16 protein-coding genes and 1 tRNA gene are annotated in these 25,826 nt (G+C 69.1%); 13 read left to right on the top strand and 4 right to left on the bottom strand.

The features are described 5' to 3' along the window. Positions 1-25: 25 nt before the first annotated feature. Positions 26-8,983, bottom strand: a complete 8,958-nt coding sequence (locus ACOGI5_RS03450) for a cadherin domain-containing protein (RefSeq protein WP_419863076.1) — start codon at positions 8,981-8,983, stop codon at positions 26-28. A 378-nt stretch (positions 8,984-9,361) separates the two neighbouring features. Between ACOGI5_RS03450 and ACOGI5_RS03445 the strand changes: the two genes are divergently transcribed. The 4 genes from ACOGI5_RS03445 to ACOGI5_RS03430 all read left to right on the top strand — a co-directional run bounded on the left by ACOGI5_RS03445 (position 9,362) and on the right by ACOGI5_RS03430 (position 11,651). Beyond that, positions 9,362-10,048, top strand: a complete 687-nt coding sequence (locus ACOGI5_RS03445) for an IspD/TarI family cytidylyltransferase (protein WP_419863075.1) — start codon at positions 9,362-9,364, stop codon at positions 10,046-10,048. Between the two features lie 11 nt (positions 10,049-10,059). Continuing rightward, positions 10,060-10,608, top strand: coding sequence for a 2-C-methyl-D-erythritol 2,4-cyclodiphosphate synthase (gene ispF / locus ACOGI5_RS03440; RefSeq protein WP_419863074.1), 549 nt, complete (start codon positions 10,060-10,062; stop codon positions 10,606-10,608). Next, the gene (gene rlmB, locus ACOGI5_RS03435; protein ID WP_419863073.1) at positions 10,605-11,588 is read left to right on the top strand and encodes a 23S rRNA (guanosine(2251)-2'-O)-methyltransferase RlmB; all 984 of its coding nucleotides are present in this window, start codon (positions 10,605-10,607) and stop codon (positions 11,586-11,588) included. The genes ispF and rlmB overlap by 4 nt, the downstream gene beginning before the upstream one ends. Then, positions 11,579-11,651 (top strand) — tRNA-Thr (locus ACOGI5_RS03430). Before rlmB ends, ACOGI5_RS03430 begins: the two co-directional genes overlap by 10 nt. A gap of 31 nt (positions 11,652-11,682) precedes the next feature. Here the strand turns inward: ACOGI5_RS03430 and ACOGI5_RS03425 are convergent. Continuing rightward, complete coding sequence (locus ACOGI5_RS03425) at positions 11,683-12,777, bottom strand: alcohol dehydrogenase family protein (RefSeq protein WP_419863072.1); 1,095 nt, start codon at positions 12,775-12,777, stop codon at positions 11,683-11,685. Beyond that, entirely contained in the window at positions 12,774-15,227 is a 2,454-nt protein-coding gene (locus ACOGI5_RS03420; RefSeq protein ID WP_419863071.1) for an FAD-dependent oxidoreductase, read from the bottom strand. The genes ACOGI5_RS03425 and ACOGI5_RS03420 overlap by 4 nt, the downstream gene beginning before the upstream one ends. A gap of 53 nt (positions 15,228-15,280) precedes the next feature. Between ACOGI5_RS03420 and ACOGI5_RS03415 the strand changes: the two genes are divergently transcribed. Genes ACOGI5_RS03415 through ACOGI5_RS03400 form a run of 4 tightly spaced genes read left to right on the top strand, consistent with a single transcriptional unit; the run spans position 15,281 to position 19,796 of the window. Continuing rightward, the gene (locus ACOGI5_RS03415) at positions 15,281-16,420 is read left to right on the top strand and encodes a pyridoxal phosphate-dependent aminotransferase (RefSeq protein ID WP_419863070.1); all 1,140 of its coding nucleotides are present in this window, start codon (positions 15,281-15,283) and stop codon (positions 16,418-16,420) included. After that, on the top strand, positions 16,417-17,493 hold the full coding sequence (locus tag ACOGI5_RS03410; protein ID WP_419863069.1) for an aromatic ring-hydroxylating oxygenase subunit alpha: 1,077 nt from the start codon (positions 16,417-16,419) through the stop codon (positions 17,491-17,493). Before ACOGI5_RS03415 ends, ACOGI5_RS03410 begins: the two co-directional genes overlap by 4 nt. A 36-nt stretch (positions 17,494-17,529) precedes the next feature. Continuing rightward, complete coding sequence (locus ACOGI5_RS03405) at positions 17,530-18,894, top strand: MmgE/PrpD family protein (RefSeq protein WP_419863068.1); 1,365 nt, start codon at positions 17,530-17,532, stop codon at positions 18,892-18,894. Next, positions 18,891-19,796 (top strand): PfkB family carbohydrate kinase, encoded by a 906-nt coding sequence (locus ACOGI5_RS03400; RefSeq protein WP_419863067.1) that lies wholly within the window; start codon positions 18,891-18,893, stop codon positions 19,794-19,796. Before ACOGI5_RS03405 ends, ACOGI5_RS03400 begins: the two co-directional genes overlap by 4 nt. A 79-nt stretch (positions 19,797-19,875) precedes the next feature. Here the strand turns inward: ACOGI5_RS03400 and upp are convergent, their stop codons facing one another. Beyond that, positions 19,876-20,505 carry a uracil phosphoribosyltransferase gene (gene upp, locus ACOGI5_RS03395; protein ID WP_419863066.1) on the bottom strand — a complete coding sequence of 210 codons (630 nt, stop codon included), beginning with the start codon at positions 20,503-20,505 and terminating at the stop codon, positions 19,876-19,878. 137 nt (positions 20,506-20,642) lie between these two features. On the opposite strand from upp, the gene ACOGI5_RS03390 reads away from it, so the two are divergent. The 5 genes from ACOGI5_RS03390 (at position 20,643) to ACOGI5_RS03370 (ending at position 25,734) form a co-directional block, all read left to right on the top strand. Then, complete coding sequence (locus tag ACOGI5_RS03390) at positions 20,643-21,266, top strand: LytR C-terminal domain-containing protein (RefSeq protein WP_419863065.1); 624 nt, start codon at positions 20,643-20,645, stop codon at positions 21,264-21,266. 12 nt (positions 21,267-21,278) lie between these two features. Next, positions 21,279-22,313: a glycerate kinase gene (locus ACOGI5_RS03385; protein ID WP_419863064.1), complete on the top strand. Its 1,035-nt coding sequence runs from the start codon at positions 21,279-21,281 to the stop codon at positions 22,311-22,313. Positions 22,314-22,428: 115 nt separating this feature from the next. Continuing rightward, on the top strand, positions 22,429-24,048 hold the full coding sequence (gene groL / locus ACOGI5_RS03380; RefSeq protein WP_419863063.1) for a chaperonin GroEL: 1,620 nt from the start codon (positions 22,429-22,431) through the stop codon (positions 24,046-24,048). A gap of 129 nt (positions 24,049-24,177) precedes the next feature. Continuing rightward, complete coding sequence (fdhD, locus tag ACOGI5_RS03375) at positions 24,178-25,026, top strand: formate dehydrogenase accessory sulfurtransferase FdhD (protein WP_419863062.1); 849 nt, start codon at positions 24,178-24,180, stop codon at positions 25,024-25,026. An 18-nt stretch (positions 25,027-25,044) separates the two neighbouring features. Beyond that, positions 25,045-25,734, top strand: a complete 690-nt coding sequence (locus ACOGI5_RS03370) for a chlorite dismutase family protein (protein ID WP_419865424.1) — start codon at positions 25,045-25,047, stop codon at positions 25,732-25,734. Positions 25,735-25,826: the final 92 nt, after the last annotated feature.

The following is a 25,826-nucleotide window of genomic DNA, read 5'->3' as shown; positions in this document are numbered from 1 at the left end:
CGGTGGTGGGAGTGCGGGCTGCCGGTCAGGGGCCTCGGAGAATTCGATGGGCGGCGCGGGCGGCGGTGTCGGTGCGGGTGTCGCCGGTGATTCGCTGAATGACTGTTGTGTCGGCTGCGACCTGGGAGATCGCAGTTCGCACATCATCGGAGACCGCGGCTCTGCCGCCGAGAATGATCACGCGGGCGGGCCGGTAGTCGCGTATGAGCGCTGCGGTGGCGTCGGGCAGGGTGTCGCGTGCGGTGTATGCGACGGCGGCGTTGTCGGTCGCGGCGGCGAAGGCGGCTGCCACGCCTGCGTCGGGAGGAGACCAGCCGTTGGCGATCACCAGGGTGATGTCCCGGGGTGCGCCCAAGGCGCTGCCGAGCACTCGCCGCGCGGCCTGAGCGGCGGTGTCGATGCGGTCGGTGCCGACGAGTCGCGTCACTGTTGCATCAGGCGCCAGGACGGCGATCCGTTGAGCTACGGCGTCGCTGATCGCGGCGGTGCCTCCCACGATGAACACCCGCGCGATCTCGTAGTCGCGCAGCAGTGCCGCAGTGGGCTCGGGCAGCGCGTCGCGTTGGGTGTACGCGACCGCCGCACGGCCGCTGCGCGCCGCGAGTGCTGCTGCCGCGCCGATGTCCGGCGGCGACCAGCCATTCGCGATCACCAGCGTCACTGATCCCGCGTCCGGTGGCAGGCCGAGGACGCGGCGCGCCGCCGCCGCAGCGGTGTCGGCGCGGTCCTGCCCGGTGATGCGCACCAAGCCCGAGTCCCCCGACGCGGCACGAATCTGGGAGCGCACGCCGGTGGATACCGCAGCGGTGCCGCCCACGATGAGCACTTGGGCGGGCTGTGCCTCGCGCAGCAGCTCAGCGGTCTCGGGGGACAGCTCGTCTCCGGCCGTGTAGAGCACCACTGCGCCGAGGGTCCTCGCAGCAAGCACCGACGCGGTGCCCACATCGGCCGGACTCCAACCGTTTGCCACCACGAACGTGGCGACGCCGATGTCGAGATCTCCTCCGCCGCCACCGCCGCCTCCCGAGCCGCCGCCTCCCGAGCCGCCGCCGAAGCCGCCACCGAAAGTGCCCCGCTGTGTGCTGAGCGCGGTGATGGCGATGGTGACCTCGACGGTGTCGTCGGTGCTGTCGGAAGGGTCATAGCTGCCGTCGAAGCCGTCGTTGACCTCCACGACCACGGTGTAGGTGTTCTGCACATCGGGATCGAGGACGCCCTTGGTGCGCAGCTGGCCAGTAGCCGGGTCGATGTCGAAGAGCTCCGCGTCGACGCCGGACAGGGCGTAGCTCAACACATCGTCGTTCTCGGCGTCCTCGGCTCGCACCGGCGGGCCGACAGCGCGTCCCGGCGCGGTGCCCCCGCCGACCGAGCGGGTGACCGAGGTGTCGGCGAACTCTGGCGCGGTGTTGGACGACGGTCGTTCAACGGCGCCGGCGATACGTGCGGTGAGCGCGGCAGAAGCCTCCTTGTTGCTGCCGCGGCGGTCGCTGTAGGAGGCGGTGACCCGCAGGAAGTGACCGATGTCGTCGTCGGTGGCGGTGTAGCTGGCCGAGGTCGCATTGGGAATGTCGTCCCCGCCTGAGCGGCTGCGCGACCTCGACCATTGCCAGATGATGCCGCTGGTGCTGCCGTCGTCATCGGTGAGCGTCGCGGTGAACCGGGTGCCGACCCAGCCTCGCAGCGGAGTGACGCGCACCGTTCCCTGCTCTTCGACGTCGGTGACGGTGACGGTGATGTCCAGCGTGTCCGACAGCCCCTCGGGATCAGTGGCCTCGACCGTCACCCGGTGGGAGGTGCCGTCCTCGAAGCTGGGCGGCGATACGAACCAGAGCTGGCCCTGCCCCGAGATCCAGAACGCGTCATTGCTGACCGTCCAGTCGAGCGTGTCGCGCTCGGGGTCGGCGCCGCGGAAGGTCGCGACCGCAGACCTCGTGTTCTCGGCGACGACGGGACTGGTGTCGCCGGTGAGCACCGGGGCCTCGTTGACGTCGGTCACCGTGATGGTCACGGTGATGGTGTCGTCGACGGCGTTGTCGGGGTCGTCGTTGGGGTCGGCGCCGTCGCTGACCGACACGACCACCCGGTAGCTCCGCTTGGTCTCGAAGTCGAGCTGCACGCCCGATGCCAGTCGCAGCTGCCCGGTACTGGCGTCGATGTCGAATGAGGCCGCGTCGGCGCCGCCGACGCTGTAGGACAAGGTGTCGTTGTTGAAGTCGTCGGCTGCGACCGGGTCGCCGATCGGGTCGCCGCTGCCGGCGTCCTCGGCGATGCTGCGGCGTCCGTCCTCTGTCGCACCGAACGCGGGCGCGGCGTTGATCGGCGGCGGCTGGCCGACCCGGGTCGACACCTTCTCGGCGGTATTCGTTTCGGTGCCGTGGCCGTCGGTGTAGGTGGCGGTGGCTCGCAGGAAGTTGCCGGCGTCGGCTTCCAGCGTGGGCGTGTACTGCGGCCCTGTCGCGCCGCCGATGATGACCCAACCGCTGCGGCCGTTGGGCGAGCGCGTCCACTGCCAGGTCAGGTTGCTGATCGAGCCGTCGGGGTCGTTCAGCATGGCAGTCACCCGCACCCGGGCCGAGATGGTGGCCGTGAGGGTGGTCAGGGTGATCTCGCCGGGCTCCTCAGCGTTGACGACGGTCACCGTGACGTCCACGGTGTCGTCGACGGCCGTCGACGCGTTGCCTTGGCCGTCCTTGCCGTCGTGGACCTCGACGGTGAACGTGTAGCTGGACTTCGACTCGAAGTCCAGCGGCTCTTTGGTGCGGATCTGGCCCGTCGATTGCACGATGGTGAAGGCAGCCGCGTCGGCGTCCGTGTCATCGAGCGAGTAGGTCAGGCGGTCGCGCTCGGGATCGATCGCGGTCACCGGCGCGCCGACGTTCGCGCCTCGGGCGTTCTCCGTCACGGTGCGCTGGCCGGACTCAGTTGACGGGAAGCTGGGCCGCCGGTTGTCGCTGAACACGGGCTGTGCAGTCACCGACTCAGCCCGCTTGTCGTCGCCGCGGTTGTCGTCGTAGGAGGCGGTGGCGCGCAGGAAGAAGTTCGCGTCGTGCTGGCGCACGCTGTAGCTCGGCGAGGCGGCGCCGGTGATGTTGACCCAATTGGTGCGACCGTTCACCGACCGCGCCCACTGCCACCCCAGGCTGCTGATCGAGCCGTCGCCGTCCGACAGCGACGCCGTCACCGTGTCGCCCACGGCCGGATCGGTGTTGGACAGCGTCACCACGCCGTCCTCTTCCACGTCGAGGATGTTGATGGCGAAGGTGGCCGATACGTCGGCGACGAAATCAGTCTCGACGTTGCCGTCGGCGTCACGGCCGTCAGCCACATGCACCGGCACCAGAATCGGCCCGACCGTCGTCTCGAAGTCCAGCGCCGCTATGGCGCGCAGCTGCCCCGAGGACGCATGCACCTCGAACCTGGCGGCGTCGGCCTCGTTTGCCAGAGCGAATGTCAGTGAGTCGCCGTCGCGGTCGGTGGCCGACGTCGGGCTGCAGATGTTGCGGCCCCCCGGCCCCTCGGGCACGTCACACGTGCCCGCAGTCACCCGCGGGGGAGCGTTGACGATCGGGTCCGCGGTCACGGCCGCGGTCGGCTCGCTCTCCGCGGTCTTGCCCGACCCCCGCCGGTCGGTGTAGGTCGCCACCGCCCGGATCTCATAGCCGGTGTCGTCCTCATCGGGTCCGTACCCCGTCGTCAGCGACAACGGACCGCCCGTGACGATGGTCTCCCAGCCCTGCATCGGCAGACGCCGCTCGATTCTCCACGAGAGAACGCCCGCGGCCAGCACGATCCCTCCGTCGGGATCCGACAGCGTGAACAGGATGGCATCGAGATCAGCCACCGACGGGTTCAGGTTGCTCACCTCGATGGCGCCCGGCTCCTCTACGTCGGCCACCGTCACCGTCACTTCCCGGCGGGCGTCCCGACGGGGCGATGTCATCAGCTCCACATCGGTCGCGACCACCGTGAACTGGTACACGTTGTCGCCGCCGTCGTCATCGGGATCCTCCCAGTCGGGCGTGCTGTTGAAGGTGACGGTGCCGCCGCTGTCGATGGAGAAGTCACCACTGTCGGTGCCGGTGAGCGACCACGTCACACCGCCCTCCTCGTCACGAGCGCTGTAGGACGCCACGACCACGGTGTCGTTCTCGTCATAGGTGATCGCCGTCGGGGGCGTCCCGGTGAACTCCGGGCGCTCGTTGACATCGATCACCGTCACCTGATAGTTCCACGAGCCTGTCTTGGCGTCGGGATCAGCGGCGTCGTTCGCCTCCACCGTGAACTTGTACACGTTGTCGGAATTCTGATCAGCCGGCCCGTCGGTGGGCTGCTCGTAGTTCGGCGGGTTCTTGAAGGTGACCACGCCTTCGCCTGCCGCGTTCTTGGTGATGTCGAAATCGTTTGCGTCCTCACCCGACAGCGTCCAGTCGATGACCTCGCCTTCCTCGTCGCGGGCCTCGAACGTCGCCACCACAACATCAGGTTCCATGCCCGGTTCGTACGAGTCGTATTCCGTCTCCTGGAACGAGTTTTGATCCGCGGGGCCGGTCACCTCGGGCGTCTCGTCCACATCGGTCACCGTCACCGTCACGTCATAGTCCGGACCCATTCGGCCGGCGCTTACGCCGATTTGGAGGTCGTAGACCCTGTCGCCGCCGTCATCGACGGGGTTCTCATAGTCGGGCTCATTTCCGGACGTGAAACTCAGCACGCAGCGCTCATTGACCAGATCCTCGGCGATCGAGAATGAGCCAGCGTCGACGCCTAGGAGCGAGCAGTCGACATCGTCGTCCTCCTCGTCATAGACCGACAGAGACGCGACGATGCGATCGTCGGCGTGGACTGGTCGGGGGGCGTCGTAGGCGATCTCGGCGAAGCTGAAATCGAGGTTGTCGTCGAGAATGACGGGGCCTTCGTTGACGCTGGTGACGGTCACCGTCACGTCGAAGGTTCCCATCAGGGGGCTGTGTCCGGAGTCGTCGGCGTTGGTATCGGTGGCCACCACGGTGACGTTGTAGACGTTGTTGCCTCCGGCATCGTCGGGCCGCTCGTAGTCCGGTCTCGGCGTCAGCTCACCCGTCACGTCATGGGTCTCCGGCGCAATGTTGAACAACAGCGACCCAGCGGCCGTGACGGAGAAGTGCTCCGCGTCTGGGCCGGTCAGCGTCCACTCCACGCTGTCGTCAGGGTCGTCGTCGAACGCGGTGTACGTCGCGACCACGTAATCCACAGGCTCGAGGTCCGACGGGTCGAGATCGAATCTGAACTCGTCGAATGACGGCCCGACGGCCCCGCTGACGACCGGGCGCTCATTGACGTCGTTGACCGTGACGACGACGCTCACGGTGTCTTCGAGCATCCCGCTGTGATTGTCGGTGACCTTGACGGTCACCTGATATTCGTTGTTGGTATCCGCATCAGCCGGATCCTCGTAGTTGGGCGTCACCTTGAACTTGAGCTCGCCGTCGCCGTCGGCGTTCTTGGTGATGGTGAAGTCTTCGGCGTCGTTGCCCTCCAGCGTCCAGGTCAGCACCGTCGACGCGTCCATGTCCGTTGCGGTGTAGGTCGCCACCACCGCCGTGCCGTTCTCGTCGAAGGACGGCTCCGTGTGGGTGGATCCCGTGCTGGTGATCTCGGGCGGCTCGTTGATATTGGTGACGGTGACCAACAGGGGCGTCATCGCCGTCGTGGCGCTCAATCCGCCCGAGTCGGTGACCTTGACTGTCACCTTGTAGACGTTGTCGCCGTCGGCGTCGCGGCGAGTTTCGAAGTCGGGCGACTCCTTGAACGTCAGCGCCCCGCTCGTCTGGTGGATCTCGAACAGCGCTCCGTCATCGGCGCTCTCCACCGACCACTCCTCGGTGTCCGACGCGTCCACGTCGGATGCCGCAAACGTGACGATCACCGTGGCAGCCGGCGTGTTCTCCGGCACCGACGCGGTGCGTGGAGGGTTGGTGATCGTCGGCCGTTCGTTGACGTCGGTCAGGCTGATGGTCACCGCGATGGTGTCGTCGGTCGCGGTGTCGCCGGCGCCGGCGATGTCCTTGGAGTCGCGCACGTTGACGGTCACGCTGTAGGTCTTCTTGGAGCTCTCGAAGTTGTAGGTGATCCCCGACTTCGTCCTGATCTGGCCCGTCGTCGCATCGATCGTGAACGAGGATCCGTCGCCGGTGCTCGCCAGCGAATAGGTCAACGGATCTCCCTCGTTGTCCGTCGTGCTCACCGGAGCCCCCACAGCGGTCGACGGCGCGCTGTTCTCCGGCACCTCCCGGGACGCGGTCTCGGCCGAGAACTCCGGATTGGTGTTGCTGGCGCTGACGGTGCCGGTAGCACTGCTGGTGGCCGTCTTGCCCGAGCCGTGACCGTCGGTGTAGCGAGCCGTGGCGCGCAGGATCTTGCCCACGTCAGCCGCCTGCGGCGTATAGGTGGCCATGGTCGCGCCCGAGATGTTCGAGAACGAATCGGTCCCCGGCTCCGCCCGGGCCCACTGCCACGAGACACTGGTCTCGCTGCCGTCGATGTCGCTCAACGACGCCGTCAGCTCCACGCCACCCGCCGGCGTGCCCGTGACCGTGACCGTGCCGGCCTCGTCCACGTTGGTGACGCTCACGGTCACCAGCAGCCAGTCATCCACAGCCGAGTCCGAGTTGCCGCTGGCGTTGCGTCCGTCGCGCACGTTGACGGTGAGCGAGTAGCTGGACTTCGACTCGTAGTTCGGCGAGTTGACGAACTTCAGCTCTCCGTCGCCGTCGGCGTTGCGCGTGATGGTGAAGTCGCCTGCGTCGGTGCCGCTGAGCGACCACGTCAAAGTGCTGTCAGCGGGGTCGGGGTCTGCGGCGGTGTAGGTCGCCACCACCGTTGACGTCGGGGTGTTCTCTGCGACGCTGGGTGCGGTGTGCGACGACCCCCGGGTGGTGATCGCCGGCGCCTCGTTCACGTCGGTCACCGTCACGGTCACCGACAGCGAGTCGTCCACAGCGGAGTCCGAGCCGCCGCTGGCGTTGCGTCCGTCGCGCACGTTGACGGTGACGTTGTAGTCGTTCATCGCGTCGCCGTCGGCGGCCGACTCGTAGTTGGGCGACACCTTGAACTTCAGCTCGCCGTCGCCGTCGGCGTTGCGGGTGATGGTGAAGTCGCCTGCGTCGGTGCCGGTGAGCGACCACGTCAGGGTGCTGTCGGCGGCGTCGGGGTCGGCGGCCGTGTAGGTCGCCACCACCGTTGACGTCGGGGTGTTCTCCGCGACGCTGGGCGAGGTGTGCGACGACCCCGTCGAGGTGATCTCCGGCGCCTCGTTCACGTCGCTGAGCGTGATGGTCACGGCGATGGAGGCATCCTCGATCGTGTCCGCGTTGCCGTCGGCGTCCTTGGAGTCGCGCACGCCCACCGCCACGCTGTACTCGATCGTGCCCTCGAAGTCGTAGGTGACTCCTGACTTGGTTTTGATCTGGCCCGTCGAGGTCTCGAAATCGAATGACGACGCGTCGTCGCCGCCCAGCGAGTAGGTCAGGGTGTCGGCGGTGTCAGTGTCCATGGCCTCCACCGCAGCGCCCACGTTGGTGCCCGCCGCGCTGTTCTCGGGCACGGAGCGGGTCGTCGACGATCCCTCATCGAAGGTCGGCGCGGCGTTGGCGGGCGTCGCGGCCGCGATCGTGCCGGTGGCGGGGTACGCCGCGCTGGTCAGTTCCTCGGCGAAGCCCTCGTCGTCGGTGAAGGTGACCTTCACCTTGATCTTGTTGCCCGCGTCGGCGTCGACCAACGTGTAGCTCGAGGAGTCGCTGCCGATCTCGGTCTCGTTCGACATGGAGTCGACCCGCAGCCACTGGTAGCTGTAGCTCACGTCAACCAGCCCGTCGGCGTCGGTGATGCCGCTGGTGGCCGCGGTCAGCGTCTCGCCCACCGTCGCGGTCCCCGAGATCGTCGGCGCGCCCGATGCAGCGTTGTTGGTGCGAACCTCACCCTTCAATTCGAAGAGGAGCGACAACGTCTGAAGATTCCAGACGATGGAGCTGTTGGCTTGGTGGAGGCGATAGCCGTTGGCGATGGACCAGCCCGACTGGCCGGTCTCGGCGTCACCCTCGTCCAGTCTGACTTGAAACTCGTTGTTGGCTCCGGTCGTGCTGTTCGCTATGACGAGGTAGTAGCTCGTGCTCGGCTCGAGCACGGCGTTGTCCGGCGCGGTGAAGGTGTTGGCAGCGTTCTGGGTGAGCGTCGCCGGATCAGTCAGCGTGTAGAGCACGTCTCCTGGGCTGCTGCCATTCGAGGCGTTGATGGTCACCGTGGCGTCCGCGGTTCCTTCGACAGTGGCTAGCCGGAGCACGACTTCGGTGAGCGTGTACCCGTCTGCGCTTCCGGTCGTGAACGCATTCGCTGCCCTGTTCTCTGAGCCAGACACACCCCCTATTGCGGCGCCGCCACCTCCTGTCAGGTGCCGGTTGGAGACCAGGCTGACCACGTTTCTGGGGAAGGTGGAGCGCTCGGTCGGTTCCGCCTGCTCGTCGGGTCCCTCTGAACTGCCCGCATCCGGTTCTGCGGATGTCTGCTCCGGCACAGCGACTTCGGCGTAGCCGGACCGCCGGCCCTGATTGTTGGAGCGGATGCGATATCGGTACGTCGAACCCGCCTCGACGGTGGTGTCGGCGTAGGTGAGCACCGTGCCCTCGACGGTGTCGAACAGCGTCATCCGGCTGGCGGGGTCGGTCATGGTGCGCCGGTACACGGCATAGGTAACCGGGTCGCAGATCGACGCCTCCCAGGCCAGTTCGACGCTGGTGCCGTCGTCGCCGAGGTCCGCGGTCAGATTGGTGGGGGCCTCAGCGCACGACGCGTCGGCACCCGCGCTGTCCGCCTGCCACGCCAGCACGCCTGCGGCGGTGGCGGCCAGCAGAGCGGCAATCGCCGCCAGCCGGTGCGACGGCGTGAGCAACCGCCCCCGAACTCCCGCGGGCACCGCGCCACGCCTGCCGACGAACCGTCCCCACGACACGACGCCCCCTTGTCGGCCGGACGTCAGCAGACGTCTCAAAGCCGAGTTTCCAGCCAGCGTAGATGGTTGATAGTTGTAACTATGACTATCTAGCTGTCATCTGTGGTGCTTCAGCGTCAGGGCGCAGTCATGCCAGCCTCTTGGGCACCCTCATGAATCCGGGCTGCGGAGGGGCCGGCGCACCCGTGCTTCAAACAGCCGCGGTGCTGCCAGCGTGTGTGCCCGGGCTGTGGAGGGGCCGGTGTACCCGTGCTTCAAACAGATGAAGCGCTTCGTGCGCTGGCGCGGGGTCACAGGGGCGCTTCATAACTGCGCGCGGGCACACCGGCCCCTCCGCAGCCCTCGTCTCGTCGTGTCATCCCCGGGCAGACTGGGCTGGTGGGACGGGCCTGGGCTCTTGTTTTGGCTGCTGGCGCGGGGACTCGGTTTGGGGCGGGGGCTGACGGCGCTACGAAGGTGACGGTGTCCGTAGCTGGGCGTTCGATGGTCGCTTGGAGCGTCGAGGCAGCGTCTGCCGCGTGTGATGGGGTGACGCTGGTGGTGGCGCCGTCCATGGTCGATCGGTTCGGCTCAGGGGTGGATGCCGTCGTGGCGGGTGGGGGGACTCGGTCTGGGTCTGTTCGGGCTGGGTTGGGGACCGTTCCGGATGACGTCGATGTGGTGGTGTGTCATGACGCTGCTCGGCCGGGGGCTTCTGCCGGGTTGTTTGCGGGCGTGATTGCTGCTGTTCGGGGTGGGGCCGATGCTGCGGTGCCGGTGCTGCCGGTGAGCGACACGCTGAAGCGTGTGCCGGAATGGGGCAACTCGGGTGGTGTCGTCGCTGGGACCGTGGATCGTTCGGGACTCTTTGCTGTCCAGACGCCGCAGGCGTTTCGGCGGGAGGTGCTGGTGGCAGCGCATGTCGGGGAGCCTGAGGCCACTGACGATGCGGCGCTGGTAGAGGCTGCGGGTGGCAACGTGATGGCCGTGCCGGGCGAGGCGGCGGCGCACAAGGTCACGACTGCCGCGGACCTGGTCGTCGTGGACGCCTTGCTGGGTGGCGGCGCTGCGAGCGGCGGGCTCTAGCGTCAACTGGCGTGAGTGCTGCTGACAGCGGGGCTGGGCCTGCGATGCGGGTGGGGCATGGGTATGACGCCCATCCGTTTGCTGATGGTGCTGATGGCGGGGGGCGGACGCTGGTGCTGGGCGGGGTCCGGTTTCCCGGTGAACAGACGCTGGAAGGCCACAGCGATGCTGATGTCGTTGCGCATGCGGTGATCGATGCGATGTTGAGCGCTGCCGGGCTCGGGGACATCGGCACGCACTTTCCTGACAGCGATGAGCGCTGGCGTGGTGCTGACAGCATCGAGATGCTGCTGCAGGTCTCGGCGCTGCTTGCTGAGGGCGGCTGGCAGTTGGCCAATGCCGATTGCACGGTGATCTGCGATCGGCCGATGATCGCTCCTCATCGCGATGAGATGCAGGAGCGGCTGAGCGGTGCGGCGGGCGGACCGGTCACGGTGTGCGGCAAGCGCACCGAGGGTCTCGGCGGCAGCGACGGCATCGTGGCCCACGCCTTGGCGCTGGTGACACGCCGATCCGGCGGCGAGCAGCTATCGGCGCGAATGGCCAGCGAAGAGCGATGAGTGCGGGTCGGGGCAAGCAGCGTGGCACCCCCCCGGGGCGCAGCAGGCGGGGTGCTGCGCCGCCGCGCGTCACGCGGGGCACCCGGAATTCGGGCCGTGGGGGCGGATCGTCGCAGCGGCGCGCTGGCTCAGCAAACCAATCCGGACCCGGTCGTCGATCTGACCGCAATGCACAGACCGCCGACCGGCGTGACGAGGCGCGGCCGCGGGGGCTCGGTGGCGATCACGTCGAAGGCCGGCAGGCCGTGCGCGAGCTGCTGCGCGCCGGCAAACGCAAGGTGCACGAGGTGCTGATCTCGGAGGACGCGCACTCGGCCGCCACGCTGGCCGAGATCGTCGACCTCGCCGGCGACCGGCGGGTGCCGGTGCGCGAGGTCACCCGCCGCAAGCTGGACGAGGCAGCACTCACGGCTGCGCCGCAGGGCGTGATCGCCAAGGCCGCTGCCGTTCAACCCGTGCCGCTGGAAGAGCTGGCGCGACCTGTGGGCAACTCGCTGCCGCTCGTCGTGGCCACTGACGGCGTCACCGACCCGGGCAATCTCGGCGCCATCCTGCGCACGGCTGAGGTCGCCGGTGCCACCGGCGTGGTGCTCACCAGCCACCGCTCGGCGAACCTCACACCGGCCGCGGTGAAGGCTGCTGCGGGTGCCATCGAATACCTGCCCATCGCCTTGGTCGGCGGTCTGCCCGCTGCGCTCGCCAAGCTCCGCGATGCCGGCCTGTGGGCCATCGGCCTCGACGGTCACGCACCGGACGGGCTCGAGTCACTCCGGGTCGGCGACGAGCCGCTGGTATTGGTGCTCGGTGCTGAAGGCAGGGGACTGTCGGAGCTGGTGGAGCGCCGATGTGACCAGGTGGTGTCGATCCCTGTGCTCGGGCGCATCGAGTCGCTCAACGTGGCAGCGGCCGCAGCCGTGGCCCTGTTCGACATCGCCCGCACCCGCAGGCGCGGCCATACGCTGGGACCGGCGCCCGAGTAGCTCAACGGCCAGAGCACCGCTCTTGTAAAGCGGGGGTTGTGGGTTCGATTCCCACCTCGGGCTCGCCAGCGGGGAAATTCACCGCAGCGAACGCTCAGAGGGTGATCACGAGATTGCCGAAGTGCTCCTTGCGCACGAACGCCTCCTGAGCCTCGCGAATGCGCTCGAGGGGGAACGTGCCGCCGAGCACCGGGCGGATCTCGCCACGCTCGATGTAGCCGACCAGATCCGCAAAGAGCCCCGGTCCGTAGATCGTGGCGCCGTACAGCTCCAAGTCGTTGAGGTACAGCGTGCGCAGATCCAGCTCCACCATCGGACCGGCAATGGCCCCCGATGTCACGTAGCGGCCGCGGCCTGCCAGCCCATCGAGCCATGGGGCGACTGCGCTGCCGCCGACGACGTCAGCGACCGCGTCGAACGGCCCGCCGTTGGCTTCGATCGCCGCAGCGACGTCGTGTTCGGGACCCTGCCGCGGCACCACCACATCGGCCCCGAGTTCCAGCACCTGCGCCATCTTGGAAGCGCCGGCGACGGCCACCACCCGGGCGCCTCGCCGTCTAGCGAGTTGCACCAGCGCCGAGCCCACGCCGCCGCTTGCGCCGGGCACCGCAATGCGCTCGCCGCGGGCGAGACCGATGCGCTGGAGCATGTGCTCGGCCGTCGACGAGGCGCAGGCGAAGGTCGCCAGCTCGGCATCCGACAGCCCAGTCTCGACCGGGTAGACGTTGACGGCCGGCACCACGACGTACTCCGCGAAGCCGCCGTCCGCCTCGCTGCCGAGATAGCGCGCCTTGCTCCGGTTGGTGGGATCAGCAGGGTCCTTCAGCCACGGCTCCACGATGATTCGCCGGTCCACGAGGCCTGCATCGGCCGCGTCCCCGGCGGCAATCACCCGGCCGGCGACGTCGGCGCCCTGGATGCGGGGAAACTCCACGCCCCGGCCGCCCCAGGTGGAATCTGCCGCATCGGCGTCCGCGTATCCCTCGCCCGAAGTCGCCTCCGTCACCGACTTGCTGTACCAGGCCACACGCGTGTTGATGTCGGTGTTGTTGATGCCGCACGCCGCCACCTTGATGAGCACCTCGTCGGGGCCGGGCACCGGCACCGGCACGTCGTCGCGCACCTCGATCATCTCGGGACCGCCATGGCCCACCAGCAGCGCCGCACGCATCGTCGCCGGAGTGCTCATTGGCGCAGCCTTGCCGACGACGGGTCGTAGATGGGCTCGCTGAGCACCCGCGCTGGGCGGTGCTCGCCGAGGACACGCACCGTCAACGCAGTGCCCGGCTCGGCGTCGGCCGGGTTCAGGTAGGCGAACGCCAGACCCTGGCCCACCCAGAAGCCGTACGCGCCGGTGGTCACCAGCCCGACCGGGCGGCCATCCCGGTAGACCGCATCACTGCCGCCGACCTCGGCCACGTCGGTGTCGACGGCCAGGTACGCCAGCTTCCAGCGCCACGGCCGCTCACCGCTGCCGGCGGCCGCACGGCGCGCCAGCAGCGCGTCGCGCCCGACGAAGCCGCCCTTGTCGGGCTTCACGAAACGCCCGATGCCGGCCTCGTCGGGGGTGACGTCATGGGTGAGGTCGCGGCTGATCATGTACCGCTTCTCCATCCGCAGGCCCTCGGTGGCGTGGTTCCCGACGTTCGCCATGCCGTGCGGCTCGCCGGCCTCGCTCAAGGCCCCATACAGGTCAGCGATGCGTTCGAGCGGCACGTGCAGCTCCCAGCCCAGCTCGCCCGTGAACCCCACACGCAGCGCCCGCACGCCCGGGATGCCGGCCACCGTGATCTCTTGGCACGACAGCCAGCGGAAAGCGTCGTTGCTCAAGTCGGCATCGGTGCAGGCGCCCAGCACGTCGCGTGACCGCGGACCCGCCAGCGTCAGCACGCCGAAGTCGCTTGAGCAGGTGATCAGCCGCGCGTCGGCGCCCGCCGGCCAGTGCGTCTCAAAGAACTCCCGCTCCTTCAGCTCGAACACTGCGGCCGACACCAGGTAGAAGTGCTCGGGGCCGAGCCGGGAGACGGTCAGCTCGCCCTCGATCCGTCCGGTCGGCGTCAGCGTGTACGTCAGCGAGATGCGGCCGTGTGCCGGCAGCCGGTTCGTGGTCAGCCGGTCCAGCACCGCTGCAGCATCCGGCCCGACGAGGTCGAACTTGGCGAACGCCGTCGAGTCGATGACCCCGACCCGCTCGCGCACCGCGGCGGCCTCGGCCGCGGCCACCTCGAACCAGTCGGTGCGGCGGAACGAGACCACGTCGCGCTGGGGCAGCCCTGCCGCCGGGGGAAACCACTTGGGCCGCTCCCAGCCGTACACCTGGGTGAAGACTGCGCCCGCGTCCGACAGCGGCACCAGCGCCGGCGAGTTGCGGTAGGGCCGAGCCTCGGGCCGTTCGAGGCCGGGCAGCGGCGTCTGGTGGCGGAACTCGTAGTCCTCGGTGCCCTTGGTGCGCCCGTAGGTGGCTACGTCGCCCGGCGCGATGTATCCGAAACGCCGGGCGTCGTAGGCCCGCAGGCTCAGGTCGGTCTCGCCGTGCACCATCCAGCGGGCCAGCTCCCGGCCCAACCCGGGACCGTCGGCCAGTCCCACCTGCACACCGGCGAACTGCCAGAAGTTCGGCACGCCTGAGGGGCCGATGAGCGGATCGCCGTCGGGGGTGTGCGCGATCGCCCCGCGGATGACGCGGCGGATGCCGTGGTCGGCCAGGATCGGCACCCGCTCGAACGCTCGCTCCAGCCACAGCCCGACCCGGTCGTAGTCGGCATCGAACAGCGGGTTCTCCAAGTCCCAGCCGGGCCCGTCCGCCCAGACCGACTCGGCGTTGCGCTGCTCGTAGATGCCGATGAGCCCGGCGTCCTGTTCCTGGCGGATGTAGCCCGAGACGTAGTCGTCGCGCACCACCGGCAATTCGGTGTCGAGTTCGGCGAACTCAGGCACCGGCGTGGTCACGAAGTACGAGTGCAGCGCGTTGGCCATCGGCACCGCCAGCCCGACCATCTGCGCCACCTGGTGCGCGTAGCAGCCGGCGGCGTTCACGACGTGCTCGGCGTGCACCGTGCCGGCTTCGGTGACGACATCGAAGGTGCCGTCGGCTCGCCGGACGATCTCGATGACGCGGTTGCGGCGGCTCAGCTGCGCGCCCCGCTGCCGGGCCACGGCCACCAGCGCATTGGTGGCGCCGGTGGGATCGACATGACCGTCGTTGGGCGTCCACACCGCGCCCTGCACCTCGGAGGTGTCGAAGAAGGGGTGCCGTTCGGTGATGAACTCGGGGCCCACCCAGTCCATCTCGTTGCCGACGTAGTCGGCGAGGCCGAGCTGCGCCCGCAGCCAGTCCACTTCTTCGTCGTGGTACGCGATCCGGAAGCTGCCGCTGCGGTGCCAGGTCGTTTCCACGCCGGACTCTGCTGGGAGGCTGTCGTACAGCTCGCAGGCGTAGCGCCGCATGGCCGCCAGCGTGTACCCGGAGACCGAATGGGTGACCTGACCGGCGGCGTGCCAGGTGGAGCCCGACGTCAGCTCGCCCTTCTCGATGAGCAGCGTGTCGCCCCAGCCCTCGTGGGCCAGGTGATACAGCAGGCTGGCGCCGCAGATGCCGCCCCCGACAACCGCGACTCGCGTCGAATCGGGCAGGCTCATGCACCCTCACCTTGGTCACGATGCGGTCCCGGCGTGCGGCAGAATACCGCCCAGTGGCGGCTGACCATACACAGGTGCCCGGAGCGGTTCACGCGGCGTTGAAGCATCCGGAGTACTACGTGCCGGGCCTCGCCGCCGACGAGGTGGCACAGCGCTACGGGCTGCGCCTCGAAGACATCACCAAGCTCGGCTCGGCCGAGAATCCCTACGGTCCGTCCCCGGCCGCGCAGGCTGCAGTGGCGGACGCGATCGGGCGGATGCAGATCTACCCGTCGTGGACCGCCGAGCCGCTGCGCGAGCGGCTGGCCGAGACCTACGGCTACGAGCCAGGCAACTACCTCTGCGGCGCCGGCGAGACCGAGATCATCTCGGTGCTCATCCGCGCCTACGCAGGGCAAGGCGAGCCCATCCTGATGCCGGCGCCCTGCTTCCCGATGTACCACCTGTTCGCAGAAGCGGAAGGACGGGTTGCCGACCTGCGATACGAGGCGACCGACGCCCAGACGATGGCGCTGGACATCGACGCCTACGTCGCGGCGATCCGTCCCGAGCACAAGATCGTGTTCGTCACCAACCCTCACTCGCCGTCGGGTACGTGGACAGCGGAAAGCGACCTGCGGCGCGTCATCGAGGCCGCCTCGCACTGCCTCGTCGTGCTCGACGAGGCCTACGTGCACTACTCGGGCGACCCCGGCGGCATCGGGCTGGTGGCCGAGTACCCGAACCTCATCGTGCTGCGCACGTTCTCGAAGGTGTACGGGCTGGCTGGGCTCCGGCTGGGGTTCGGCGTGGCCCAATCCGGGATCATCGACGCGCTGCTGGCCGCGAAGCCCACCTGGAACGTCGGTCAGCTGCAGATCGCCGGGGGCGTAGCGGCTCTGGGCGACCACGAGTTCGTGCAGCGCACCATCGAGGTGATCTGCGACGCACGCGCCTACGCGCAGGACCTGTTCGACACCAAGCTCGACCGGTTCCGCTGCGTGGAGGGCTCCCGGTCGAACTTCTTCCTCATCGAGCTGCTGGACCCGGAGCTGAGCTCCACCGGCGTGTGGCAATCGCTGCTCGAACGGGGGGTGATCACCAAGGACGGCGCCGTGTCTTTCCGCGGCCTCGGCCAGAGATTCCTGCGCGCCGATGTCGGCTTCCGCGAGCGCATGAACAAGCTCGTGGCCGCACTGGGGGACCTTCCGTGAGCCGGGCGCTCGCAGCCCGCCACTACACCGACCCAGCGATCTTCGATGCCGAGCTGGACGCGGTGTTCGCCCGATCCTGGGTGATGGTCGGCCACGAATCCCAAGTGGCGACCCATGGGCAGGTGCTCACCGCCTCGGTCGGCGACGAGTCGGTGTTCGTGGTCAACAATGGCGGCCGGCTCGGCGCGTTCTACAACGTGTGCCAGCACCGGGGTCACGAGCTGTTCGGGCCTCCGCAGCCCGGCGGCGAGACGCTCACCGTGCCGGGTCTCATCACGTGCCCCTACCACGCATGGGTGTACGCGCTCGACGGCACGCTGGCCAGTGCCCGCAGCCGGGACGTCGGTGAGATCTGCCTGCCGTCGGTGCGCCTCGAGCGCCTGGGCGGGTTCATTTTCGTGAACCTCGACGAAGGCGCGCCCACCTTGGCGCAGGTGGCACCCGGGGTGGAATCCGAGCTGCTGGCGAACGCTCCCGCTGCGCCCGAGCGGGTGCTGAGCTGGCGCAACACCCATGTCATGGCGGCGAACTGGAAGGTCGTGGTCGAGAACTACAACGAGTGCTACCACTGCCCGAACGTGCACCGCTCGTTCACGACCGGCGTGGTGGACCCGGCCAGCTATCGCATCAGCTGCGAGGGCAAGGTGATCCGCCACTTCGCACGGGGCGCCCCAGCCGAGCGCTCGGGCTACACGCGCCTCGATGAGGGCGCCGACTATGTCGCCTACTTCGTCTGGCCCGCCTCGGCGATCCAGGTGTATCCCGGCCAGGTGGTCAACACCTTCCGCTGGGTGCCGCTCGGCGTCGACCGGACGCTGCTGGTGCGAGAGTTCTGGCTGGACACGGCGGAGCCCTCCGAGGTGCAGCGCGAGGTCATCGACCTGGACTGGCAGACGACGGCCACTGAGGACTTCGGCTTGGTGGAATCCGTGCAACGAGGGCTCCGCAGCCGTGGGTACAGCCCCGGGCCGCTCGTCTGCGAGCCCTCCGGCGTCGGCACCGTGCACAGCGAGGACTCGGTGGCCCACCTCGGATCGCTGGCCCAGACGGCGCTGGAGCCCGGACGCGGCTGAGCCTCTCGGCTCGCTGTTTCTGGTTCGATGGGGCTGATGGCGGCCGACGACGCGACCAATCCCACTGCCGAGTTGGCTGAATTCCTGGTGGCGTTGGGGGGCTCGGTACCGGCGCGTCTGACCGACATCGCGCAGGACTGCGTTGCCGACACGCTCGGCTGCATGATCTATGGCGCGGCGCTGCCGTGGGCGCGCACGGCCGCGGACTACGCCCGCGGGACCGGCGGCTCGGGCAGCTCGCCGATCATCGGCGGGGGTCGCACCACGGCCGCTATGGCCGCCTTCGCCAACGGCGCGGCCGCGCACGCGTTCGAGCTCGACGACGTCCACGAGGAATCGATCTCCCATCCCGGCGCGGTGGTGGTGCCCGCTGTGCTGGCGCTAGCCGAAGAACTGGGTGCCGGTGGTGCCGATGCGCTGGAAGCCGTCGTCGTCGGCTACGAGGCCATGGGCCGTGCCGGGATCGCAGTCGGGCCCGCCGTGCACATGCTGCGGGGCTTCCATCCCACTTCGATGTGCGGTGTCTTCGGGTCGGCCGCGGCCGCGGCCCGCCTGCTGGGTCTGGACGCCGGCAGGCTGCGCCACGCGCTGGGGATCGCCGCCACGCTGGCGTCGGGGACGATGGAGTTCGCATCCTCCGGCGGCCAGACCAAGCGCCTCCACGCGGGTCGCGCCGCCGAGGGCGGCGTGATGGCGGCACGGCTGGCCGCAGGCGGCTTCGAAGGGCCGGCCGACGGGCTGGCCGGCACTTACGGCTTCTGCCGGGTATTCGGCGACGAGCCCCGGGTCGAGCTGCTGACCGACGATCTCGGGAGCCGCTGGATGCTGGACGAGATCACGGTCAAGCCGTGGGCGGCATGCAGCGACATCCACCCGCTGATCCAGGCCACCGTGGAACTGCGCGCGGCCCACGGGCTGCGGCCCGACATGATCGAGCGCATCGAGGCGACCGCACCCACCAAGGCGGCCGTTCACAACAGCGGGGACGGCACCACGTCGGTGCTGGCTGCGCAGTACTCCGGTCCGTGGAACATCGCGGCGGCACTCGCAGCGGATCCCGCGGATCCCGCCACCTACAGCGCGGATCGGATCGCCGATGCCGAGCTCGTCGAGCTGCAGTCGAAGGTCGTGGCCGTCACTGCCGATGCGCGCTGGGATGCCACCTACGCACACACGATGGGCGGCTCGGTGCGCATCACGCTGCGAGACGGCAGCGTGCTGGAGCGCTCGGTGTGCGGCCAGAAGGGATCCATGCATGACCCCCTGAGTGCCGCCGAGCTCGAAGCCAAGTTCGCCATGCTCACCGGTTCGGACGCGGCAGCGTTGTGGGACTGGGTGCGTGACTTGCCGGCGGCCCCGACCGTGGCGTTGCCTTCCGTGGCCTGCGAGGCCACGCCATGAGCGCGCCGAAGATCGTCGTCGTCGGCAGCCTGAACGCCGACGTGACGCTGTGGGTGCCGCGCCGGCCGTCGCCCGACGAGACCCTGCACGCCGAGCGGATCGCGTGGTTCCGTGGTGGCAAGGGCGCCAACCAGGCGGTTGCGGCAGCCCGCTTGGGCGCCGAGGTGGTGATGGTCGGCCGGGTCGGCGACGACGAGCAGGGCCGGTGGCTGCGCTCGGGTCTCGAGGCGGAGGGGATCGGCTGCCGGCATGTCGCCAGCGTCGATATTCCGACCGGCTTGGCTGTCATCACGGTCGATCCCGATGACGTGTCGATCGTGGTGGCGGCAGGCGCCAACGCATCGCTGGATGCCGGTGGCGTGCAGGCCGCCGCCGCCCAAATCGCCGCGGCCGATGCGCTGCTGCTGCAGGGCGAGGTGAGCGCGCAGGCCGCCCGGACCGCCGCCGAGATCGCCCGCGAACACGGTGTGACCGTGATGGTGAACCCGGCCCCGTACAACGACGTTGCCCCCGCAGTGCTGCCGCTGGCCGACGTCGTCATCGTGAATCGCACCGAGGCCGGGCAGTTGCGTCACCCTGACGCCGCCGGCACTCTTCCCGAGCTGCGTCCCGAAGCGGTGCTCGTGGAGACGCGGGGCGCGGCGGGCTGCGTCGTTCACCCGCCGCGCACGGCCGACACGGCGGCCAATGCCGATGTGGAAGTCACCGTGGCCGCACCAAGGGTCGCCGTGGTCGACGCCACGGGTGCCGGCGACGCGTTCGCAGGGGCGTTCGCAGTCGGCATGGCATCGGGTGCCTCGGTGACCGAGGCAGCGCGCCTGGCTGTGCGAGCCGGTGCTTGGGCGGTGACCGTCGCGGGTGCGCAGCCGAGCCTGCCGACGATGGCGCAGCTCAGAGGCTGAGCCGATAGGCGAAGCCGTGGCCCGAGCGGCCCGTGAGCGAAGCGAACAAGAGCGGGAGGCAAGGGCGGGAGGCAACCGTTCAGGCCGAGCCGTAGAGGCGATCGCCGGCATCGCCCAGGCCGGGAACGATGAAGGCCCGTTCGTCGAGGTGACTGTCGACGGCGGCGGTCACGATCCGGACATCGGCGGCGCTGCGCTGCAGAGCAGCGATCCCCTCGGGTGCAGCGAGCGTGCACACCATCGTCACCGGGCCGACACCCGACTCCGCGAGCAACCGGATCACCGCCGCTGCCGAGCCGCCCGTCGCCAGCATCGGGTCGAGCACCAGCACCGGTCGCTCCTCCAGCACGCCCGGCAGCGACTCGAGGTAGCACTCGTGACCGACACCGTCGGAAGTCTCGATCCTGCGCATCCCCACGAAGCCCACCGGCGCAGCAGGCAGCAGCCGCAGCGCCGCATCGAGCATTCCCAGCCCGGCGCGCAGGACGGGCACGATCGCCGGCATCGGCTCGAGGCGCGAGCCGTCAGCGGGTCCGAGCGGCGTCTCCACCGGCTCGCTTGCCGATGACGCATCGGTGAGCGCCTCTGACACCAGCAGGAACGTCAGCGCGTCGAGCCGCTGGCGGAACTCCTCGACGGCGGTGTCCTTGTCGCGCAGCCGGGTAAGCAGGGCTGCGGCTACCGGGTGGTCCACGATGCTGACGTTCATTGGGCTGACGTTCGTTGGGCTGGCACTCATGGGCTGGCTCTCACGGTCGGTGCTCGATCGAACAGTTGGGGTCCGTCCGCAAACTAGGTGCTGAGGGGTACACCCGGCAGCGCATCTTTGGTTCTACGCTCACAGCGATGAACAGCCAAGCTGGCGAATCCAACAGCGGCGCCGCAGTGCGCGGGTTGCTGCTGGTGCTGGTTGCCGTCGTCGTGGGCGTGCTGCTGCTCCGCTCGGTCGACGACCCAGAAGACACCACCGTGACCGACACAGCCCCGCCTGCCGCACCCGGCGACACGCTCCCGACGGCCACAGAGGCGCCCACGCCCACGAGCGCCGCCGCCGATGCCGGCGACGCCGGCTCGGGCACGGTCGCCACCGTGGCCACCACGGTCACGGCCGCACCCGCCACCGACACCACCTCGGCGGGCGCCGAGCCGTTCCAGCCGAGACCAGCGGCCGAAGTATCAGTGCAGGTTGCCAACTCCACGACTGTCCGAGGCGCCGCGGGGCGGCTCACCGACCGGTTCAAGACCCTGAGCTACATCACCAAGACACCGACCAACTACGTGGGGACGCCGATCGACCGGACGCGCATCTACTACCAGCCGGGCTCGCTGCTCGAAGCGCGGGCGATTGCGGGGGTGCTGGAGCTCGACGCCGACAACGACGTGTTCCCGATGCTGGCAGACACATCAGCCGTTCAAGGCTTCGAGACGCCCGACGTGCTGGTGGCGCTGGGGACCGATCTGGCCGAGTAGCGGGCCGTCATCATGCGGGTCGTCGCGTGCCCGGACAAGTTCCGCGGCACAGCGTCCGCTGCGGAAGTGGCCGCAGCGATCGCGGACGGCGTGCGCAGGCACCTCGGCTCGCACGCCGAGGTCGTCTGCCTGCCCGTGGCGGATGGCGGCGAGGGCACGCTCGATGCGCTGGGCGGACCGAATCGCACTTCCTTGGTGATCGGGCCGTTGCGGGACCGGACCGAAGCCGGGTGGCGGCTCGATGGCGACGTTGCGATCGTGGAGATGGCCAGAGCCAGCGGACTGCTGCTGGCAGGCGGCGCCGAGGGCAACGACCCGCTCGCCGCGACCACCGCTGGCACTGGCGAGCTGATAGCCGAAGCGGTCGCCAGCGGCGCGCGCCGGGTCATCGTGGGCGTGGGCGGCTCGGCGACCACCGACGGCGGGCTCGGCGCGCTCGACGCGATGTCGCCGCTGGCCCGCCTCGCTGGTGTCTCGGTGGTGGTGGCCTGCGATGTCCGCACTCGCTTCTGCGATGCTGCGCGTATCTTCGGCCCGCAGAAGGGGGCGTCGCCGCCGCAGATCGAGTTGCTCACCCGTCGTCTCGAGCGGCTCGTGGACCTGTACCGCGAGCGCTACGGCGTGGACATCAGCGAGATGCGAAGCGCAGGTGCCGCGGGCGGCTTGGCTGGCGGTCTCGCAGCCGGTCTCCGAGCCGAGTTGGCACCGGGATTCGACGTCGTCGCGACCGAGATCGGCCTGCCCGACGCGATCGACGGCGCCGATCTGGTCATCACCGGCGAGGGACGGCTCGATGCGAGCTCGTTCGACGGGAAGGTCGTGGGCGGTGTGCTGGAGATCGCCGCCGAATCCGGTGTGCCCGTAGGTGTCGTGGTGGGCGCGCGCGACGTCGATGCCGGTCTTGCCGACTGGCGCCCGCCGGCCGGGGACGTCCCGGCCACGAGCCTGGTGGTGCTGTCCGAGCGCTACGGGGCCGAGCGGTCGATGGGCGACACGCTGTCAGCGATCCGCGATGCCGCCGCGGAGGCCGCCGCGAGTCTCCTCTGACAGGTTGGCGGTTAGCACTCTCATCTCTAGAGTGCTAACGGCTGCTGCGAACGCAGCGGCATCGTGACGCCCAGTCACCCCTCCCGAGAATCATCCGAGACAGGAGCCAGCCGATATGGCCAAGATGATCACGTTCGACGACGAGGCCCGCCGCGCACTCGAGTCGGGCATGAACCAGCTCGCCGACGCAGTGCGCGTCACGTTGGGGCCCAAGGGTCGCAACGTCGTGCTCGACAAGAAGTGGGGCGCGCCCACCATCACCAACGACGGCGTGTCCATCGCGAAGGACATCGAGCTGGAGGACCCGGTGGAGCGCATCGGCGCCGAGCTGGTCAAGGAAGTCGCCAAGAAGACCGACGACGTCGCCGGCGACGGCACCACCACGGCCACCGTGCTGGCGTGGACCATGGTGCGCGACGGCCTGCGCAACGTGGCTGCGGGCGCCAACCCGATGGCCGTCAAGCGGGGCATCGAGGCCGGCGTCGACGCCGCCGTGGGCGCCATCGAGGACATGTCGATCAGCGTCACCGACTCCAAGACCCATGTCGCGCAGGTGGCCGCCATCTCTGCCGCCGACGGCGACATCGGCCAGCTGATCAGTGATGCGTTCGACAAGGTCGGCAAGGACGGCGTGATCACCGTCGAGGAATCGCAGACGTTCGGCCTCGAGATGGACCTGGTCGAGGGCATGCGCTTCGACAAGGGCTACATCTCGCCCTACTTCGTCACCGATCCCGACTCGCAGGAAGCGGTGCTCGACGACGCGTACCTGCTGTTCATGCAGGGCAAGATCTCCGCGGTCCGTGACGTGCTGCCGGTGCTCGAGAAGGTCACCCAGGCGGGCAAGCCGCTCGTGATCATCGCCGAGGACGTCGAGGGCGAGGCCCTCGCCACGCTCGTGGTCAACAAGATCCGCGGCACCATCCGCTCGGCGGCTGTGAAGGCACCCGGCTTCGGCGACCGCCGCAAGGCGATGCTGGCCGACATGGCCATCCTCACCGGCGGCCAGGTCATCAGCGAGGACGTCGGCCTCAAGCTGGAGAACACCACGCTCGACCTGCTGGGCACCGCCCGGCGCGTGGTGGTCACCAAGGACGAGACGACCATCATCGAGGGCTCCGGCGACGAGGCCGAGGTGCGCGGCCGGATCGAGCAGATCAAGAACGAGATCGACAACACCGACTCCGACTACGACCGCGAGAAGCTGCAGGAGCGGCTGGCGAAGCTGTCCGGCGGCGTGGCGGTGCTGCGTGTCGGCGCGGCCACCGAGGTCGAGCTGAAAGAGAAGAAGCACCGCATCGAGGACGCAGTCAGCACCACCAAGGCGGCCATCGAGGCCGGCGTGGTGGCCGGCGGAGGCGTCACGCTGGTGCGTGCCGAGCAGGCAGTGAGCGCCGTTGCAGACGGTCTCGACGGCGACGAGTCCACCGGCGCCAGGCTCGTGGAGCGCGCGCTGGCCGGACCGCTGAAGCAGATTGCCGAGAACGCCGGCCTCGAAGGCGGCGTAGTGGTCAGCAAGGTGCGCGACCTCGACGGCGCGATGGGTCTCAACGCCGCCACCGGCGAGTACGAGGACCTGGTCGGCGCCGGTGTGATCGATGCTGCCAAGGTGACGCTGTCGGCGCTGCAGAACGCGGCGTCGATCGCTGCGCTGTTCCTCACCACCGAGGCCGTGATCTGCGACGAGCCCGATGCGGGCGGCGGCGCTCCCGGCATGCCCGACATGGACTTCTAGCGGGAGCCTTCCCAACCCCAAGAACAGCCCAACCCAATCGAATCGGCCCGGGTGCTTCACCCGGGCCGATTCGCGTCTGACACCCGATGTCTGCCTGAGCGGTGCGGGGGGTGCCAGTACCCTGACCGGATGCGGCGGGGGCGCACGATGCGGGTGCTGGTGGACCGCCTGCGGCACCGCGAGTGGCGGCGGACGCCCGATGAGGTGGTGGTCGAAGAGCCGCTCGAGATCCGCCTCGACGGGCACATGGTGGCCACCACCATGCGCACACCGGGGAATGATTACGAGCTCGCGGTGGGCTTCTGCGCGGGCGACGGGCTGCTCGGCGGCGCGGCGGTGACAGGGGTCCGCTACTGCGGCGAGGGCCCGGCGGCCGAGTTCGAGTACAACGTCGTCACCGTGGAGACCGGCGGCAAGGCGCCGGTGCCGATGCCGCGCCTCGGCAACGTCAGCGCCGCCTGCGGCATCTGCGGCAGCACCACCATCACCGACATGGCCGCCCGCCTGGGACCGCTGGACGGCACCCGCCAATTCAGCGTCGATGCGGTGCACGCGGCCCTGGCTGCAGTGCCCGCTGCACAGGAGATGTTCGGCCGCACCGGCGGGCTGCATGCCGCCGCGACCTTCGACGCCGAGGGTCGTATCGATGTGCTGCGCGAGGACATCGGGCGCCACAACGCGGTCGACAAGGTGATCGGAAGGCGTCTCCTGGACGGGCGTGACGACGCTGCAGTGATGGCGCTGTTCGTGAGCGGTCGGGCCAGTTTCGAGATGGTGCAGAAGGCCTGGGCAGCGGGAATCGGCACGCTCATCGCCGTCAGCGCTCCCAGCTCGCTGGCCATCGAGTCGGCGCGGGCTGCGGCGATCACGCTCGCCGGCTTTGCACGCGGTGACGAGCTGAACGTGTACAGCGGCAGCCTGGCGGGGGTTCCCGAGCGCCTCGGCGAGACGCCAGCGGGCGCGACGGCGAATTCATAGGCTGCGCGGGTGTCACAGATGCCGGAGGTGACCACGTCGGTCGGCTGGGGTGTGCTGCACCTGTTCTGCAAGCTGGCTCCCGCCGCCGACCGCGCCGGTGTGCTCGCTGCGGTGACTGACACCGTCGACGACGACCACCAGGTGCTGACCGTGGCCGTGCTGGGACACAAGGCCGATGTCGGCTTCATGGCGCTCGGCCCCGACCTGTGGCGGTTGCGCCGCCTGCAGACGCTGCTGCAGCAGGCGGGTCTCGACGTTGCCGACAGCTACGTCTCGATGACCGAGGTGAGCGAGTACGCGCCCGACCTGCCGCCGGAGATGAAGACGCCCCGGCTGTACCCGCAGCTGCCGCCTGAGGGCAAGCGGGCGTTCTGCTTCTATCCCATGTCGAAGCGGCGTGGTGCGGTGGCCCCCGGCAGCGGCAACTGGTTCACGCTGCCCTACGACGAGCGGCGTGAGCTGATGTACGAGCACGGCACGTCTGGCCGCAAGTTCCGGGGCCGGATCCTGCAGGTCGTTACTGGATCTACTGGCGTTGACGACTTCGAGTGGGGGGTCACGCTGTTCGGCGAGCATCTTGATGACCTCAAGGAGGTCGTGTACACGATGCGCTTCGATGAGGCGAGTGCCATCTATGGCGAGTTCGGCACCTTCTACACGGGACTCCTTGCCGACACCCCCACGGTTCTCGATCGCATCGGGCTGTAGTCCAGAGGATGCGCCCGCTGTGGAGGCGGCGGCGAATTCTGCGACCGCGATCCGGCAGGTCGCAACGTCGCAGAATTCGCCGCCGCCTCCAC

The sequence above is a fragment of the Candidatus Poriferisodalis sp. genome (genome assembly GCF_965208925.1).
GTDB lineage: Bacteria > Actinomycetota > Acidimicrobiia > Acidimicrobiales > Poriferisodalaceae > Poriferisodalis.
Note: the sequence above shows the minus strand (reverse complement) of the source record. Positions and strands in the feature narration are given on the sequence as shown.